At 75.4% G+C, this 16403-nt stretch carries 10 protein-coding genes and 1 riboswitch; of the genes, 4 read left to right on the forward strand and 6 right to left on the reverse strand.

What is annotated here, in order from left to right; all coding sequences use genetic code 11:
* Window positions 1-188: 188 nt before the first annotated feature.
* Both HNQ01_RS05180 and HNQ01_RS05185 read left to right on the forward strand, forming a co-directional pair.
* A complete protein-coding gene (locus HNQ01_RS05180) occupies window positions 189-1166 on the forward strand; it encodes a caspase family protein (protein WP_173804301.1) in 978 nt (325 codons plus the stop codon).
* Complete coding sequence (locus tag HNQ01_RS05185; RefSeq protein ID WP_173804302.1) at window positions 1163-3937, forward strand: CHAT domain-containing protein; 2775 nt, start codon at window positions 1163-1165, stop codon at window positions 3935-3937. Before HNQ01_RS05180 ends, HNQ01_RS05185 begins: the two co-directional genes overlap by 4 nt.
* On the opposite strand, the gene HNQ01_RS05190 is transcribed toward HNQ01_RS05185, so the two are convergent.
* Window positions 3938-4945, reverse strand: a complete 1008-nt coding sequence (locus tag HNQ01_RS05190; protein WP_173804303.1) for a hypothetical protein — start codon at window positions 4943-4945, stop codon at window positions 3938-3940.
* 254 nt (window positions 4946-5199) lie between these two features.
* Between HNQ01_RS05190 and HNQ01_RS05195 the strand changes: the two genes are divergently transcribed.
* Window positions 5200-6615 (forward strand): EAL domain-containing protein, encoded by a 1416-nt coding sequence (locus tag HNQ01_RS05195; RefSeq protein WP_173804304.1) that lies wholly within the window; start codon window positions 5200-5202, stop codon window positions 6613-6615.
* Here HNQ01_RS05195 and HNQ01_RS05200 read toward each other — a convergent pair.
* From HNQ01_RS05200 to thiC, 5 genes are read right to left on the reverse strand one after another with little or no spacing between them, the layout of a single operon-like run.
* Window positions 6525-8219, reverse strand: coding sequence for a bifunctional hydroxymethylpyrimidine kinase/phosphomethylpyrimidine kinase (locus HNQ01_RS05200; protein ID WP_173804305.1), 1695 nt, complete (start codon window positions 8217-8219; stop codon window positions 6525-6527). The genes HNQ01_RS05195 and HNQ01_RS05200 overlap by 91 nt on opposite strands.
* Before the next feature lie 8 nt (window positions 8220-8227).
* Window positions 8228-9055, reverse strand: a complete 828-nt coding sequence (locus HNQ01_RS05205) for a thiazole synthase (protein WP_173804306.1) — start codon at window positions 9053-9055, stop codon at window positions 8228-8230.
* 4 nt (window positions 9056-9059) lie between these two features.
* On the reverse strand, window positions 9060-9260 hold the full coding sequence (gene thiS / locus HNQ01_RS05210; protein WP_173804307.1) for a sulfur carrier protein ThiS: 201 nt from the start codon (window positions 9258-9260) through the stop codon (window positions 9060-9062).
* Window positions 9257-10417, reverse strand: coding sequence for an FAD-dependent oxidoreductase (locus HNQ01_RS05215; protein WP_173804308.1), 1161 nt, complete (start codon window positions 10415-10417; stop codon window positions 9257-9259). The genes thiS and HNQ01_RS05215 overlap by 4 nt, the downstream gene beginning before the upstream one ends.
* A gap of 3 nt (window positions 10418-10420) precedes the next feature.
* Window positions 10421-12274 (reverse strand): phosphomethylpyrimidine synthase ThiC, encoded by a 1854-nt coding sequence (gene thiC / locus HNQ01_RS05220; protein WP_173804309.1) that lies wholly within the window; start codon window positions 12272-12274, stop codon window positions 10421-10423.
* Window positions 12275-12372: 98 nt separating this feature from the next.
* A riboswitch (TPP riboswitch) is annotated at window positions 12373-12515 on the reverse strand.
* 140 nt (window positions 12516-12655) lie between these two features.
* Here thiC and HNQ01_RS05225 point away from each other — a divergent pair.
* On the forward strand, window positions 12656-16393 hold the full coding sequence (locus HNQ01_RS05225; RefSeq protein WP_173804310.1) for a DUF748 domain-containing protein: 3738 nt from the start codon (window positions 12656-12658) through the stop codon (window positions 16391-16393).
* Window positions 16394-16403 lie beyond the last annotated feature (10 nt).

Raw genomic sequence — 16403 nt, forward strand, 5'->3', positions numbered from 1 at the left:
GCCGCAGAATTTGGGCCCGATGAACGATTCTACGCGGGGTCGTGACATCCTCGGCACCACGAAGGGGCATTCCCGCCACGCCCCGATGGACAGAAAAGCGCCGGAATTTTCCACTTCCTCTTCGCTTCAAGCGCGCGATTTTCCGGATTTTCCGGATCGATCCCCAGACTCCAGGAAGGAAGTGACCGATGAGTGCCCCTGCTCCCACCCCGGCCCCGAAGAAGACCTCCAGCGCCGGCGCCAGCCCCCGCGCCACCCCCGCGGCGGCGCCGGCCGCGGCCCGGCGCACCGCGCTGTCGCTGCACATCGGCCTCAATGCCGTCAGCCCGGCCAGCTATGCGGGCTGGAGCGGCGAGCTCGCCGCCTGCGAGGCCGACGCGAACGACATGAAGGCGATCGCGGTGTCGAAGGGCCTGCGGCCGACCGTGCTGCTGACGGCGCAGGCCACCCGCGCGGCGGTGCTGGCAGCGCTGCGCTCGGCGGCCAAGGCGCTGAAGTCGGGCGACTTCTTCCTGCTGACCTACTCCGGCCACGGCGGCCAGGTGCCCGACACCAGCGGCGACGAGCCCGACCGCCAGGACGAGACCTGGTGCCTGTGGGACGGCCAGCTGATCGACGACGAGCTCTACCTCGAGCTGAGCCGCTTCGCCGCCGGCGTGCGCGTGCTGGTGCTGTCCGACAGCTGCCACAGCGGCAGCGTCACCCGCGAGATGCCGCCGCCGGCGCCGCCGGCAGGCCTGCCGCGCCCGCGCCTGATGCCGCCGCAGATCGCGCAGAAGACCTACCGCGACCACCGCGACTTCTACGACCGGCTGCAGAAGGAGGTCGCCGCCGAGGCGGCCCGGGCCGGCGGCGTCGTCGAGCCGGACGCCGCGCTGGCGCAGGTGCGCGTCGACAGCCCGCGCCTGACCGGCGTCGTGACCGGCTTCGCGCCGTCGGTCATCCTGATCTCTGGCTGCCAGGACAACCAGACCTCGATGGACGGCGAGTTCAACGGCGCCTTCACCGGCCGGCTGCTGCAGGTCTGGAACCGCGGCAGCTTCGGCGGCAACTACACCCAGTTCCGCAACGTCATCGTCGCCGGCATGGCGCCGACGCAGACGCCCAACCTGTTCGTGCTCGGCCCCTGCACGAGCTTCCTGGCGCAGAAGCCCTTCACGGTGTGAGCCCGCGGCTGCAGGTGCGGGTCTGCGCCGGCGACCTGCGCGATGCCGGCGTGCCGCTGCTGGTCGGGCACTACGAGCATGACCCGATCGCCGGGCCGCAGGCGCTGATCGACCGCGAGCTGCTCGGCGGCGCGCTGGGCGAGCGCCACCGGCTCGGGCTGTACGCCGGCGCGCTGGGCAGCGCCACCGTCGTGCTGCCGCCGCCGCGTCCGGGGGCCGGGCTGCAGGGCGCGGTCGTCACCGGCCTGGGCCCGTATGACGGCACGCTGGGCGCGCGCGAGCTGACCGAGGCGGTGCGCACCGGCGCGCTGCGCCTGCTGCTGCAGGTGCGCGACCAGTTCGGACCGGGCGAGCGCGCGCTGGCGCTGGGCTCGCTGCTGATCGGCTACAACTCCTCGGCGACGCTGAGCCTGGAGACAGTGGTCGAGGCGCTGGTTCGCGGCGTGATCGAGGCCGGCCGGCGCTTCGCCGAGGTGGCCGGCCCGGCGATCCGCATCGAGCGGCTCGACCTGATCGAGCTGCACACCGACATCGCGCTGTCGGCCGCGCGGGTGCTGCAGCGGCTCGAGACGGCGCTGCGGACCGCCGCCTGGCGCGAGGGCCTGCGGCTGGACTGCGCCGCCACGCTGGTCGAGGGCGAGGGCCGCCGCCCGCGCCTGGGCGAGGCGCGCGGCGCGAGCTACTGGCCGCGCCTGCTCGTCGGCCTCGAGGGCGGCCAGCTGCACTTCCTGCACCTGGGCGCCCGCGCCCGCGCCGAGGCGCGGGGCCAACCGCTGCAGCCCGGCCTGCTCGGCGCGCTGCTGCAGCCCGGCGGCGGCCGGGACGACGATCTCGGCCGGATGCTCTTCCACCTGCTGGTGCCGCCGGAAATGCGCGACGTGGCGCGCCAGCTCGGCCAGATGGTGCTGGTGGTCGATGCGCGCAGCGCGGCCATTCCCTGGGAAATGCTGCTCGCCGACGAGGACGGCGGCTGCCGCGGCGCGCCGGCGGACCGGCCGGCCCGGCCGCCCGCGCTCGCGCTGGAGGCGCCGCTGGTGCGCCAGCTCGCCGGCGAGGTCTGGCGCCGCCAGGTGCGGCGCAGCGCCGGGCGCGCCGCGCTGGTCGTCGGCAACCCGCGGCATGACCGCGCCGACCTGCCGGACCTGCCCGGGGCCGAGCAGGAGGCCGTCGAGATCGAGCAGGTGCTGCAGCGCTGCGACCACGAGCCGGTGCGGCTGAGCGGCGCCGACGCCAGCGCCGACCGGGTGCTGCGCCAGCTCTACCGCCAGCCGCTGCGCCTCGTGCACCTGAGCGCGCACGGCGTCGTCGATGAGCCGCAGCCCGACGGCTCGCGGCGCACCGGCGTCGTGCTCTCCGGCGGGCTGGTGCTGACGGCCGTCGAGCTGGCGGCGATGGACCCGGTGCCGGAGCTGGTCTTCCTGAACTGCTGCCACCTGGGCCGCATCGACGCGCCGGCGCCGCCGGGCGTGACGCCGCCCGGCCTGGCCGCCAGCCTGGCACAGGCGCTGATCGGCATCGGCGTGCGCTGCGTCATCGCCGCCGGCTGGGCGGTCGACGACGAGGGCGCACGCTGCTTCGGCCGCACCTTCTACGAGGCGCTGCTGGGCGAAGGCCGGGCCTTCGGCGAGGCGGTCTTCGCCGCGCGCCGGGCCACCTGGGAGGCCGGCCAGGGCCGGGACGCGACCTGGGGCGCCTTCCAGGCCTATGGCGATCCGGCCTGGCGGGCCGGCCGGACGGCCGCCGAGCCACGCAGCGCCTGTGCCGGCGCCACGGAGCCGCAGCTGCTGGGCACCGACGAGCTGATCGAGGCGCTGCGCGACCTGCGCCGCGGCGCCGGCCGGGACCCGGGCGATCCGGACGGCGAGCGGCCGCGCGCCGCGCTGCAGGCGCTGGTCGATCAGGTGCCGCCGGACTGGCTGGAGCGGGCGACGGTGCAGGCCGAGCTCGGCCGCACCTGGGCCGAGCTCGGTCAGGCCGCGCCGGCGGTGGCGCTGCTGCGCCGTGCGCTGGCCTGTCGCGGCGCGACGCTGCCGCTGCAGGGCGTCGAGCAGCTGGCCGGCGCCGAGCTGATGCTGGCACGCCGCGACGACGACCTCGCGCTGGCCCGCACCGCGCTGCGCCGGCTGCAGCGGCTGGCGCTGCTGCGGCGCGAGCGCGGCGAGCCGGCCGGCGCCGAGCAGGCGCTGGCCGCGGCACGGCTGGGCGTGGCGGCGCTGCAGGCGCGTGCGCTGCTCGCGTCGCCCCCTGGCGCCGCGCAGGCTGCGGCGCTGCGCCGGCTGCAGGCTTCACTCGACCAGGGCGCCGCGCTGCTGGCCGGCGACGAGGCGCTGACCGAGCGCATCACGCTGGCCGCGCTGCGCGCGCCGCAGACGCCGCCGCAGGCCGCCACCTGGCGCCGGCAGCTGCAGGCAGCGCGGCGGGCCGGCCGCCCGGCAGGCGCACCGGTCGATCCGCTGCGGGAGCCGCGGGCCCGGCTGGCCGAGTGGCTGCTGCAGCCGCATCCGGCGCCGACCGGCCGCGGCGCGCCGGCCCGGCCGATCGAGACGCTGCAGGCGCTCTGGCATCAGGCGCTGACGCAGCGCGCGCTGTCGCTGGCGCAGCACGCCGACGCGCTGGCCCGGCTCGAGGACCTGGTCTGGATCGCCCGCGCGCTGGCGCTGCCGGCAGACGCCGGCGACCGCCCCCGCGCACTGGCGCGCGAGCTCGGGCAGCTGCAGGGGATGCTGAAGGCGACGACGCAGGCTTCGGAGGCGCCGGGCGCGCCCGCCTGATCAGGCCCGCACCCGGCGCCAGGCGCCCGCCGGCGCCACCCGCCGGTCGATCGCGCCGGGCGGCAGCGGCACCACCCGCACCCGACGCTCCTGCGGCGGCCGCGCCAGCCCGGCGAGCACCCGCGCCTGGCCGATCCAGTCCTGGCGGCCGGCACGGTGGCCGACATGCGGCAGGTGGCGCGCCAGCCAGCGCAGCTCGCCGGCCTGCCATTCGGCGATCTGGCGGAAATACCAGACGCCGCGCCGGTTCAGCCAGGTCTGCGTCGCCGGACCGATGCCGTGAATGCGCTCCAGATCGTCCGGCGGCGGGCTGTCGCTGCCGCGCTGCAGCGCCGCGGGCGCGCGCATCGCCGCCTCGCCGACGATGACCGCCTCCTCGGGCCGGTCGAGCTCCGAGGCCGCGCCGGTGCCGGTCACGCCGGTGCCGCGCAGCAGCGGGCGGGCGGCCACGCCGGCACGCGCGCCCTCGACGTCGCGCCGCAGCGCGCGGGGCTGGGCCTGGGCATGCGCCTGCGCGAGCTGCTTCTGCAGCAGCGCGCGCGCGCCGTCGCCCTCCTCGATCAGGCCGAGCAGCTGGGTGATCTCGGCCCGCATCAGGCCGGTCTGGTCGCGCAGCGCCCCGATCTCGCGGCGATGGGCCTCGCGCTCGGCGGCGACCTGGCGGTCGAGCCCGAGCAGCTGCTGGCACAGCGCCTGCTCGGCCTGGCGGTGGCTGGCACGGGACGCATCGATCTCGCGCCGCAGCGCCTCCTCGCGGCTCTCGGCCTCCTGGACAAGCGCCTTCAGCCGGTCCGCCTCGGCGCCGAGCCCGTGCAGGCGCGCCTCATGCTCGGCCAGCCAGTCGTCCTGCGCCTGCCAGCAGCGCCGGTGCACCGCATCGAGCGCCCGCTCCACCTGCCGGCGCATCACCAGCCGCCCCAGGCCGGCGCCGGCCAGCAGCGCACACGCGCCCACCAGCAGCAGGTCCAGCCACCACATCACCCCGAACAGTCCGAACAGCTCCGTCACCTCGATCTCCTTGACTTCGCCGCCCGGCCCGGCCGCCTCGGTGAGGACCCGGGTTGCGCAGGCCTGTCGACAAAGTAACAATGTGAAACAGATTCGATCTTGCGAAAGAAATCACGCCACAAGGTGAACGGGACCTGATCACGTCCGTCGCGGGACCGGTGAGGGAAAGCGCTGCTCAAGGTTTTTTCCTTTTCCGGGTGCTACCGTTGCAACATCGTTCTGCTTCTCGAACCCTCCCCGGTTCACAGACACCCATGAACCAGCTGCGCATCGTGGTGATGGAAGAAGGCCCCCTGCAGGAGCAGGACCACGACGCGACGCTGCGTCAGCTCGGCCTGATCGATCCGCGCACCGGCCTGCCGCATCGCGACCTGCTGCTCGACCGCCTCGGACAGGCGGCGGCCGCGGTCAGCCGCGGCGGTGCGGCCTTCGCGCTGATGTGCATCGGCGTCGCGGTGCCGCCGGGCCCGCCCGGGCCGGGCCGCGGCGAGCCGGCCGAGGCGCTGCGCGACGAGTTCGCGCACCAGCTGCTGGCGATGAGCCGCCACACCGACAGCTTCGCGGTCAGCGGGCCGGACGAATTCCTGGCGCTGATTCCCGGCAACCCGTCGGTCGCCGGCCTGATGGCCATGGGCCAGAAGATCGCCGCGGGCTTTGCCGGGCGGCTGCAGGTGCACATCGGCGTGGCGCTGTGCCCGCGCCATGCGGCCGACGCGGGCGTGCTGCTGCAGCAGGCCTGCGCCGCGCTGGAGCAGGCGCGCAGCGCGCAGGTCATCACCGCGCTGTACGAGCCGCGCGGCCTGGGCACCGCGACCCGCTGCGAGCCGCCCTCCACCGGCGAGGACGACCTGTCCGCGCCCGGCTTCGTGCCGGTGATCGACCTGAAGGAAGGCGGCCTGCTGCGGCTGCAGATCGTCACCGGCCTGAGCGGCGGCGGCACCGACTTCGCGCCGACCGCCATCGGCGCGGGCCCGCGCGGCGACCGCTGCGCGCAGCTGCGCCGGCTGCTGCGCATGCTGGACCGCGCGCTCGAGGCCGCCAGCGGCTGGCGCCGCCAGGGGCTGCCGGTGCGGCTGTCGCTGCCGCTGCCCGGGCGGCTGCTCGACGAGCCGACGCTCGCGCCGGCGCTGCTGGCGCTGCTCGACCGCCACCGCTGGCCGGCGCCCGACCTGACGGTCGAGGCCCGCAGCGCCGCGATCATGCAGCGCGGCGCCGAGGTGATCGAGGCGCTGAGCGCCGCCGGCGTGCCGCTGTCGATCGACGACGAGGGCGACGGCCTGGCGCTGCATCTGGCGATGGCCGCGCCGGCGGCGGTGGCCGAGCTGAAGTTCGATGCCGGCGCGCTGGGCCTGCTGCGCAGCGAGGCGCAGCGCGCCGCGGTGGTGCGAGCGCTGGTCGCGCTGGCGCAGGGCTGGCAGGCCCGGGTGGTCGCCACCGGCGTCGACGATCTGGTCACCCGCGCCTGGCTGGCCGAGCTGGGCTGCGATGCCGCGCACGGGCAGGCCTGCGGACGCGAGCTGCCGGCCGATCAGGTGCCGGCCTGGTGCGCCGGACGCCGCGGCGAGGCCGGCCCGGCCGCTCAGGCCGGTGCGCGCGCGCCGGCCGGATCGAGGCTGGGCCGCGGCCAGAGCGGCGCGGCCGCGCTGCCCGAGCGCTCGCGCCCGCACTGACAGGCCGCGGCCATCCGCGCCAGCCGCTCGCGCTGCGCGGCGGCCGGATCGGCATCCCCCGGCTGCGCCGCCAGCGCCCGCACCAGGCAGACATCGGCGGCACCGGCGGCCATGACCGCCTCGACCTGCGCCTCATCCAGCACGCCGCCGATGCCGACCACCGGCACCGGCGCCATGCGTGCCCACCAGCCGAGGTTGTGCAGGCCCTGCGGCGTCCACGGCATGTCCTTGGTCGTCGTCGCCCAGACCGGGCCGCAGGCGACATAGGCCGGCTGCAGCGCAGTCGCCCGCGCCAGCTCCCACAGGCTGTGCGAGCTCAGGCCCAGCCGCAGCCCGCGCGCCTGGGCCGCGGCCAGCCGCGCGCGCCCGGCCGCGCCCAGCGCCAGCATGTCCTCCTGGCCCAGGTGCAGCGCGATCGACGCCGCGTCCAGCCGGCCGGCCTCGATGGCGTCGAGCACCAGCGCGTGGTGGTCGTTGATCACCAGCACCGGGCGGCGCGCGGCCGGCAGCGCCGCGATCGCCGCCTGCGCCTGGCCGATCTGCGCCTGCAGCGCCTCGGCGAAGGCCGCATCGTCCAGGCCGCGGTGCGCGGCGCGCTTGATGCGCAGCTGCAGCGCGCACAGGCCCGGCACCTCGGCGGCCGCCGCCAGCAGCGGCGCGGCCTGCGCGAACGCGTCGCTGATCGCGTAGAGCCCGCTCGGCCAGGGCTCGGCCGGCACGCGCACCGGCCCCGGCGGCGTCTCGTCGCAGCCCAGGCGCGGCAGCCGGCGTGCGTCGCCCGCAAAGCCCGCATCGAAGCCGACCGGCCCGGCGCCCTGGCCCGCCGCATGGCCGGCGGCGATCGCCGCGGTGGTCGCCATCTTGGCCAGCACCAGCGCGTCGGCGGTGACGAAGCCGCGCGCCATCGCCGCGGCGGCGCTGGTCGCGAAGGTGCAGCCGGTGCCGTGCGTGTGGCGCGCGTCCAGGCGCGGCAGCGCGAGCCAGCCGCGGGCCAGCGGCGTGTCGATCCAGTCGAGCGCATCGGTGCGGTCGGCGGCACCGTCCGCGCTGTCGCCGCCGGTGATCGCCACCGCGCCGACCCCGAGCGCGCGCAGCGCAGCGGCCTGCGCCGGCACCTCGGCCAGGGTCATGGCCTCGGGCAGGCCCAGCAGCCGCGCGGCCTCGCGCCGGTTCGGCGTGATCAGGTCGGCGCGCGGCAGCAGCCGTTCGCGGTAGGCCGCCAGCAGCGCGTCATCGCAGAAAGCCGCGCCACCCGCGCTGGCGCCCAGCACCGGATCGACCACCAGGCGCACGCGCAGTCCGCCCTCGGCGTCGAAGCGATCCAGCCAGCGCATCAGCACCGCCACGCCCTCGGCGCTGCCGATCAGGCCGGTCTTGATGACGCTCGGGCGCAGGTCGGCCGCCAGCGCGGCGAGCTGCGCGTCGAGCACATCCGCCGCCACCGGCACGACGCGAGCGACGCCCAGCGAGTTCTGCGCCGTGATCGACGCGACCACCGGGCAGAGGTGGACCGCGCAGCCCTCGGCGGCGCGCGCGTCGGCGCTCAGGCCGGCGCCGCCGCCGCTGTCGTTGCCGGCGACGCTCCAGACGACCGGTCGATCCATGCCGGCGCTCACAGCAGGAAGGGCCGGCCGCTGACCGGCGTGGTCGCCACCGCCATCGCCTGCGGCGCCATCACGCCGGCCTCGAAGCCGAGCCGCCCGGCCTGCACCGCGCGCCCGAAGGCGGCGGCCATGCGCACCGGGTCGCGCGCCTGCGACACCGCCGAGTTCAGCAGCACCGCGTCATAGCCCAGCTCCATCGCCTGCACCGCGTGCGCCGGCGCGCCGATGCCGGCGTCGACGATCAGGGGCACATGCGGCAGCCGCTCGCGCAGCGTGCGCAGCGCCCACGGGTTGATCAGCCCCTGGCCGGAGCCGATCGGCGCGCCCCAGGGCATCAGCACCTCGCAGCCGACGTCGAGCAGGCGCTGGCAGGTGACGAGGTCGTCGGTGCAGTACGGGAAGACCTGGAAGCCCTCGCGCACCAGCTCCTCGGCGGCCAGCACCAGCTCCCACGGGTCGGGCTGCAGCGTCTGCTCGTCGCCGACGACCTCCAGCTTGATCCAGGCGGTGTCGTAGAGCTCGCGTGCCATGTGCGAGAGCTCGATGGCCTCGCGGGCGGTGCGGCAGCCGGCGGTGTTGGGCAGCAGCCGGGCGCCCTGCTCGCGCAGCGCCGAGCGGATCGCGGCGATGTGGCCGTTGTCGCCGCCGCCGGCGCCCGCATGGACGCGGCGCAGGCCGACGGTCACCACCTCGGTGCCGGAGGCGACGATGGCCTCGTGCAGCGCCTGCGGCGAGGGGTAGCCGGCGGTGCCGAGCAGCAGGCGGCTGTTCAGCGTCACGCCGTAGGCGTGCCAGGCGGACGGGTTCGGCGTGGGGTTCAGCAGGGCGGCGTCCATGGCTTCAGCCTCCGACGATGGGTTGGAACAGCGTGACCGACTCGCCGTCGGCCAGCACCCGCGCGACGCGGGCGGCGCGCGGCACATGGCGGCCATCGACCGCGCTGCCGACCGCCTCGGGCGTGTGGCCCAGGCGCTGCAGCAGCTCGGCCAGCGTCGTGCCCTCGGGCAGCTCGACGGGGTCGCCGTTGACGTGGATCTTCATGATGACAAGGCGGGGTGTTGCAGCGCCTGCTCGATCAGGGCCGGCGCGAGCAGCCAGCCGTGGCGGAACAGGCCGTTGATCGCGACGCGGCCGGGTTCGATGTCGAGTTGCGGTGCGTTGTCCGGCAGCGCCGGACGCAGATTGGTTTCCATGTGCAGGATGCGCGCCTCAGCCAGCGCCGGCAGCACGCTGTGCGCGGCGGCCATCAGCTCGACCGCGCTGCGCAGGCTCACCGGCGAGCGGTCCTCGCTCTCGATCTCGCTGGCGCCGATGACGATGCGGTCGTCCGGCCGCGGCACGATGTAGACGCGGTGGCGCGCATGCAGCAGCCGCAAGGGGCGCGACAGCGGCACGCCGGGCGCATGCAGCCAGATCACCTCGCCGCGCACGCCGCGCAGGGCCGCCGCCCCCCCCGTCATTCCCGCGGAAGCGGGAACCCACGCAGGCGACGCGGGTGCTTCATCGTGGGATCCCGCCTTCGCGGGAATGACGGCGGGGGGGCGGGATCGGGCGCCCAGGCCGCGCACGTCGAACACCAGGTCGAAGCCGTGCACCGAGCCGTCGTCCAGCGTGATCGCGCCGGGCGCGGTCGACGCCACCGTGCGGCCCCAGTGCCAGCGCACGTCACGCGCGTGGGCGACCAGCGCCGGCAGCATCGCCTGCGGCATGACCTGGCCCTCGCCGTCGAGGAACCAGGCGTGCAGGCCGGGCAGCAGCGCGGGCTCCAGCTCGAGCAGCGCCGGGCGGGTCAGCCGGCGCGGCTCGACCAGGCCGGCCGGTGCGGTCGACAGGCGCGCGAGCACCCGCTGCGCCGCGCCCAGGTCCGGCCCGTGGGCCAGCATCAGGCTGCCGCGCTGGCGGAAGTAGCGCGCCGCATCGCCCGCACCATCCAGCACGGCCAGCAGCTGCGCGACCTCGGACCACAGCGGCACCGAGCGCAGGCCCAGCAGCGCCACCTCCGGCCCGGCCGCGTCCAGCTCGGCCAGCGGGCTGAGCATGCCCGCGGCCGTGAAGCCCGCCGGCCCCAGGCCGTCGCCGCGCGGCTCCGGGCCCGCGGCCGGATCGAAGACCTCGACCGCGTGTCCGGCGTGCGAGAGCTGCCAGGCCAGCAGGCGGCCCAGCACGCCCGCGCCGGCGATGCCGATGCGCAGCAGCATGGCTCAGCCCTTCGCCGGCTGGATCGGGATGTAGAACTCGCCGCCCGCCGCCTTGAACTCGGCCGACTTCTCGGCCATGCCCTTCTCGGCATAGTCGCGCACGTCCTGCGTGATCTTCATCGAGCAGAACTTCGGGCCGCACATCGAGCAGAAGTGCGCCTCCTTCGACGAGTCCTTCGGCAGCGTCTCGTCGTGGTAGGCCTCGGCCGTCTGCGGGTCCAGGCCGAGCGCGAACTGGTCGCGCCAGCGGAACTCGAAGCGCGCCTTGCTCATCGCGTCGTCGCGGGCGCGCTGGCCCGGGTGACCCTTGGCCACGTCGGCAGCGTGCGCGGCGATCTTGTAGGCGATGATGCCGGCCTTGACGTCGTCGCGGTCGGGCAGGCCCAGGTGCTCCTTCGGGGTCACGTAGCACAGCATCGCGGTGCCCATCCAGCCGATCATGGCCGCACCGATGGCCGAGGCGATGTGGTCGTAGCCGGGCGCGATGTCGATGGTCAGCGGGCCGAGCGTGTAGAACGGCGCTTCCTTGCAGTGCTTGAGCTGCTCGTCCATGTTGGCCTGGATCATGTGCATCGGCACGTGGCCCGGGCCCTCGATCATGGTCTGCACGTCGTGCTTCCAGGCGATCTCGGTCAGCTCGCCCAGCGTGCGCAGCTCGGCGAACTGGGCCTCGTCGTTGGCGTCCGCGCCCGAGCCCGGGCGCAGGCCGTCACCCAGCGAGAAGGTGACGTCGTACGCCTTCATGATCTCGCAGATCTCCTCGAAGTGCGTGTAGAGGAAGTTCTCCTTGTGGTGCGTGATCATCCACTTGGCCAGGATCGAGCCGCCGCGGCTGACGATGCCGGTGCGACGCTTCGTGGTCATCGGGATGAAGGGCAGGCGCACGCCGGCGTGGATGGTGAAGTAGTCCACCCCCTGCTCGGCCTGCTCGATCAGCGTGTCGCGGAAGATCTCCCAGGTCAGATCCTCGGCGATGCCGCCGACCTTCTCCAGCGCCTGGTAGATCGGCACCGTGCCGATCGGCACCGGCGAGTTGCGCAGGATCCAGTCGCGGGTGGTGTGGATGTTCTTGCCGGTGGACAGGTCCATCACCGTGTCGCCGCCCCAGCGGATCGACCAGACCAGCTTCTCGACCTCTTCCTCGATGCTCGACGTGACGGCCGAGTTGCCGATGTTCGAGTTGATCTTCACCAGGAAATTGCGGCCGATGATCATCGGCTCGACTTCCGGGTGGTTGATGTTGGCCGGAATCACCGCGCGGCCGCGGGCCACCTCGTCGCGCACGAACTCGGGCGTGATGATGTCGGGGATGCGGGCGCCCATGGCGTTGCCCTTCAGGCGGGCTTCGCGCTCGGCGTCCTGCAGGTACTCGCGCATCCACTCGCGCTTGCCGTTCTCGCGGATGGCGATGTATTCCATCTCGGGCGTCACGATGCCCTGACGCGCGTAGTGCATCTGGCTGACGTTGGCGCCGGCCTTGGCGCGGCGCGGCTGGCGCTGCAGGCCGGCGGCCTCGGCGCGCAGGGCCTCGATGCGGCTGCCGTCGCGTTCTTCATGCTTGCCGCCGTCGTCCAGCGCCACGCGCTGGCGGCCGGTGTAGCTCTCGGTGTCGCCGCGCGCCTCGATCCAGCCGGCGCGCACCGGCGCCAGGCCCTTGCGCACGTCGATGGCCACGCTCGGGTCGGTGTAGGGGCCGGAGGTGTCGTAGACGGTGACGCGCTCGCCGCTGGTCAGCGCGATCTCGCGCATCGGCACACGCAGGTCCGGGCGGCTGCCCTCGGCATAGACCTTGGTCGAGGCGGGGAACGGCTCGCGGGTCAGCGTGAGCAGTTCCTGGAGCTTGTCGGGGGCGTTCATCGGCGGGGTTCCTTCGGTTTCAGGCGGTCGAGGCACGCTCCGAAGGGACTCCCGGGGCCGCGATGCCCGTCGCCGCGAGAGAGGCGACGACCGACAGGGGCCGAGGTGCAGGCTCTTCTTACGCCGGTATTAACCGGGTCAAGTACAGCGGGTTCGGTCTTCGACCATCTCAGCACGTCGGATCCGCAGCACCTCGTCCCGGACGAGGCTTTGCCGACCCGGGGCACCCCGGAGCGTGGGGCGCATTGTGGTGACACGTCTTCCAGGCGTCAAGCCGGGGTCATGCAGCAACAGGACCGTGTCACGATCACGGTCCGCGCGCGACCGCACTCGCGCGTTGCATCGAACAGAACCGCCCGAAGAACGATCCCGCCGCCGCCGATGACTTCCGACGCCCCCGAAGACACCCGCCCTGCCCCGACCCCGCCCGCCCGCGCCCGGCGGCTGCTGCGTGCGGCCGCGATCGCGCTGGGCGGCCTGCTGCTGCTGTGGCTGCTGTCCTGGCTGGCGCTGCCGCCGCTGCTGAAGTCGCTGGTCGAGACGCAGGCCAGCCAGGCGCTGGGGCGGCCGGTCACGCTCGAGCGGGTCCGCTTCCGGCCCTGGGCGATGGACCTGGCCATCGAGCGGCTGCGCATCGGCGCCGCAGCCGGCACGACCCCGGCCGAGCCGCTGCTGGAGGTCGCGAGGCTGCATGCCGATCTCGACGCGGCCTCGCTGTGGCAGCTGGCGCCGGTGGTGGCCGCGCTGGAGATCGAGGCGCCGGCGCTGCGCCTGACCCGCACCGCCGAGGGCCGCTACGACATCGACGACCTGATCGCCCGGCTGGCGGCGCCCTCGCCCGCGCCGCAGCCCGACCGCGGCCCGGCGCGCTTCGCGCTGCACAACCTGCGCCTGAGCGGCGGTTCGGTGCGCTTCGACGACCGGCCGACCGGTCAGGTCCACCAGCTCGGCGAGCTGACGCTGACGCTGCCCTTCCTGTCGACGCTGCCCTCGCAGGTCGAGATCGAGGTGGCGCCGCGGCTGGCCTTCGTGCTGGACGGCGCGCGCTTCGACAGCCAGGCGCAGGGCCGGCCGTTCGCGCCCCACCGCACCACGCAGGCCAGCTTCTCGCTGCCGCAGCTCGACCTGGCGCCGTGGCTGGGGCACTGGCCGGCGGCGCTGCCGGTGCGGCTGCTGCGCGGGCGCATCGGCACCGAGCTGAAGCTCGACTTCGACGCGCCCGCCGGCGCCACGCCGGTGGTGCGCCTGAGCGGCCGGGTGCAGGCGCAGGAGCTGGCCTTCGCCGACCGCGACGGCCACGCGCTGCTGGGCTGGAACGACCTCGACATCGCGCTGCGCGACGTGCAGCCGCTGGCGCGGCGCCTGGCCTTCGGCGCGATCACGCTCGACGGGCTGACGCTGGACCTGGCACGCGACGCGCAGGGGCGGCTGAATCTCGCCCGGCTGGCCGCGCCGGACAGCCCGACCCCGGCCGCCGCGCCGGCACCGCAGGCATCCGCGGCCGCCTCCGCCGCCATCGCCCCTGAGGCGCCGGCCTGGCAGGTCAGCGTCGAGGCGCTGGCGCTGCACGACACCCGCATCGGCTGGCAGGACGCGACGACGCAGCCCGCCGCCCGCCTCGCGCTCGAGCGCCTGTCGCTCGAGACCGGCGCGCTGGCCTGGCCGATGCAGCAGCCCGCGCGGCTGAAGCTCGAGGCCGCGCTGGCCGCACCGGCGCGCGGCACGCTGGCCGTCGAGGGCCAGGCCGATCCGGGTGCGGCCGATCTGGCCCTGAAGATCGACGCGCTCGGGCTGGAGGCCTTCGCGCCCTATCTGCGCCCGGTGCTGAAGCCGCGGCTCGACGGCCGGCTGGCGGCGCAGGCGCGGCTGCGCTGGCAGGCGGGCGACGCGCCGGCGCTGAACATTGCGCTCGAACGCGGCGAGCTGACCGCGCTGAAGCTGAGCACGCCCGACGCCCCGGCCGCCACGCCGCCGCTGGCGGCGCTGGAACGCCTGGAGATCGAGGCGGGCCAGATCGACCTGAACGCCCGCCAGGTCGAGATCGGCCGGCTGCGGCTGCTGCAGCCGAGCACCCGGCTGGAGCGCGACGCGCAAGGTCGCCTGAATCTGGCCGACTGGCTGGCCGCGCCTCCTGCGACGCCCGCGTCGGCGCCGGCCGCCGTCGAGCCGCCGACGCCAGGCTGGTCGCTGCGGCTCGGCACGCTGCAGCTCGAGGACGGCCGCCTGGGCTGGCGCGACCTGCAGCCCGAGGACGATGTCGCGCTCGAGATCGAGCGGCTGCAGCTCGGCGTGCAGGACCTGCAGTGGCGCGGCGACCGGCTGGGCGCGCCGCTGCGCTGGCAGCTTGCCGCCGACCTGCGCGGCGAAGGCGGCACCCGCCGCGCCGGCCCGACCGCGCCGGTGATCGACGCCCGCGGCCAGCTCGCGCTCGAGCCGCTGGCGGTGTCGGCACGGCTGAAGCTGCAGGCGCTGCCGCTGCACCTGCTCGCGCCCTACGCGCCGCCGATGCCCGGCGTCGAGCTGGTGCGCGCGCGGCTGGGCTGGGACGGCGAGCTGACGCTGCGCCAGCCCGCCGCCGGCCTGCAGCTCGCGCTGCGCGGCGACGGCCGGCTCGCCGACCTGCAGCTGCACACCCGGCAGCGCGGCGGCAGCGCCAGCAGCGGCAGCACCGAAGGCGACGACGGCGCCGAGCTGCTGAGCTGGCAGACGCTCTCGCTGCAGGGCCTGGACGTGGCGCTGCAGCCGGGCGCGCGCCCGAAGGTGCGCCTGCGCGAGACCGCGCTCGACGGCCTGTTCGCGCGGCTGATGATCACGCCGGAGGGCCGCTTCAACCTGCGCGATGCCGGCGAGCGGCCGGTCGCCGTCACGTCCGCGCCGGCGGCGGCATCCGCGGCGGCCTCGGCGGCGTCCGCACCCGCCTCGCGCCCGGCGGCGGGCACGCCGGCCGAGCTGCCAGTCGACCTCGACATCGGCCCGACCCGGCTGAGCCGCGCGCGCATCGACTTCGAGGACCGCTTCATCCGCCCGAACTACAGCGCCGACCTCGACGACCTGCACGGCCAGCTCGGGGCCTGGCGCAGCGGCTCGCGCGAGATGGCCACGCTGACGCTGGCCGGCAAGGTCGCGCGCACCGGCGACCTGTCGGTGTCGGGTCGGCTGCAGCCGCTGGCCAGCCCGCCGGCGCTCGACATCCAGGCACGCGCCAGCGACATCGAGCTGGCGCCGCTGTCGCCCTACTCCGGCAAGTACGCGGGCTACGGCATCGAGCGCGGCAAGCTGTCGATGGACGTGGCCTACCGCATCGACGAGAGCGGCCGTCTCGACGCGACGAACCGGCTGGTGCTCAACCAGCTCACCTTCGGCGAGGCGGTCGACAGCCCCGACGCGACGAAGCTGCCGGTGCGGCTGGCGGTGGCGCTGCTGAGCGACCGCCACGGCGTCATCGACCTGGATCTGCCGATCGGCGGCTCGCTGAACGACCCGCAGTTCAGCGTCTTCGGCCTGGTGCTCAAGGTCCTCGGCAACGTGCTGACCAAGGCGCTGACCGCGCCGTTCTCGCTGCTGTCGGGCGGCAGCGGCGAGGACCTGAGCCGGGTGGCCTTCCTGCCCGGACTGGCGCAGCTTCAGCCCGACGCGCCGGCGCTGCTCGACCGCGTCGCGCGCTCGCTGGCGGACCGGCCGGCCCTGACGGTGACGCTGGCCGGCGAGGCCGACCGCGAGGCCGAGCGCGCCGCCTGGCAGGCCGCGGCGCTGGAGCGCCGGCTGCAGGCGCTGCACCGGCGCGAGCTGGCCCGCGCCGGCGCGCGCGCCGATCTCGCCGACGAGACCGCCCGAGCGATGACCGATGCCGAGCGCCAGCGCCTGCTCGCGCTGCTGGTGACGCAGCGGCTCAAGGGCGGCGTGCCCGCCGGCAGCACCGCCACCGCCGCGCTGGCCGCGGCCGAGCCGGTCGACGACGAGGACTGGCGCGAGCTGGCCACCGCGCGCGCCGAGGCGGTGCGCGACGCGCTGCGCGAGCGCGGCCTGGCCAACGAGCGGGTCTTCGTCGCCGCGCCGAAGCTGCTGGCGGGACAGGCCGGCGGGTCGCCGCAGGTCGGCATGACGCTGTCGGCGCGCTGAAGGCGCCACG

The organism is Sphaerotilus uruguayifluvii, from assembly GCF_013294065.1.
In the GTDB taxonomy this organism is placed as follows: Bacteria; Pseudomonadota; Gammaproteobacteria; order Burkholderiales; family Burkholderiaceae_C; genus Sphaerotilus; species Sphaerotilus uruguayifluvii.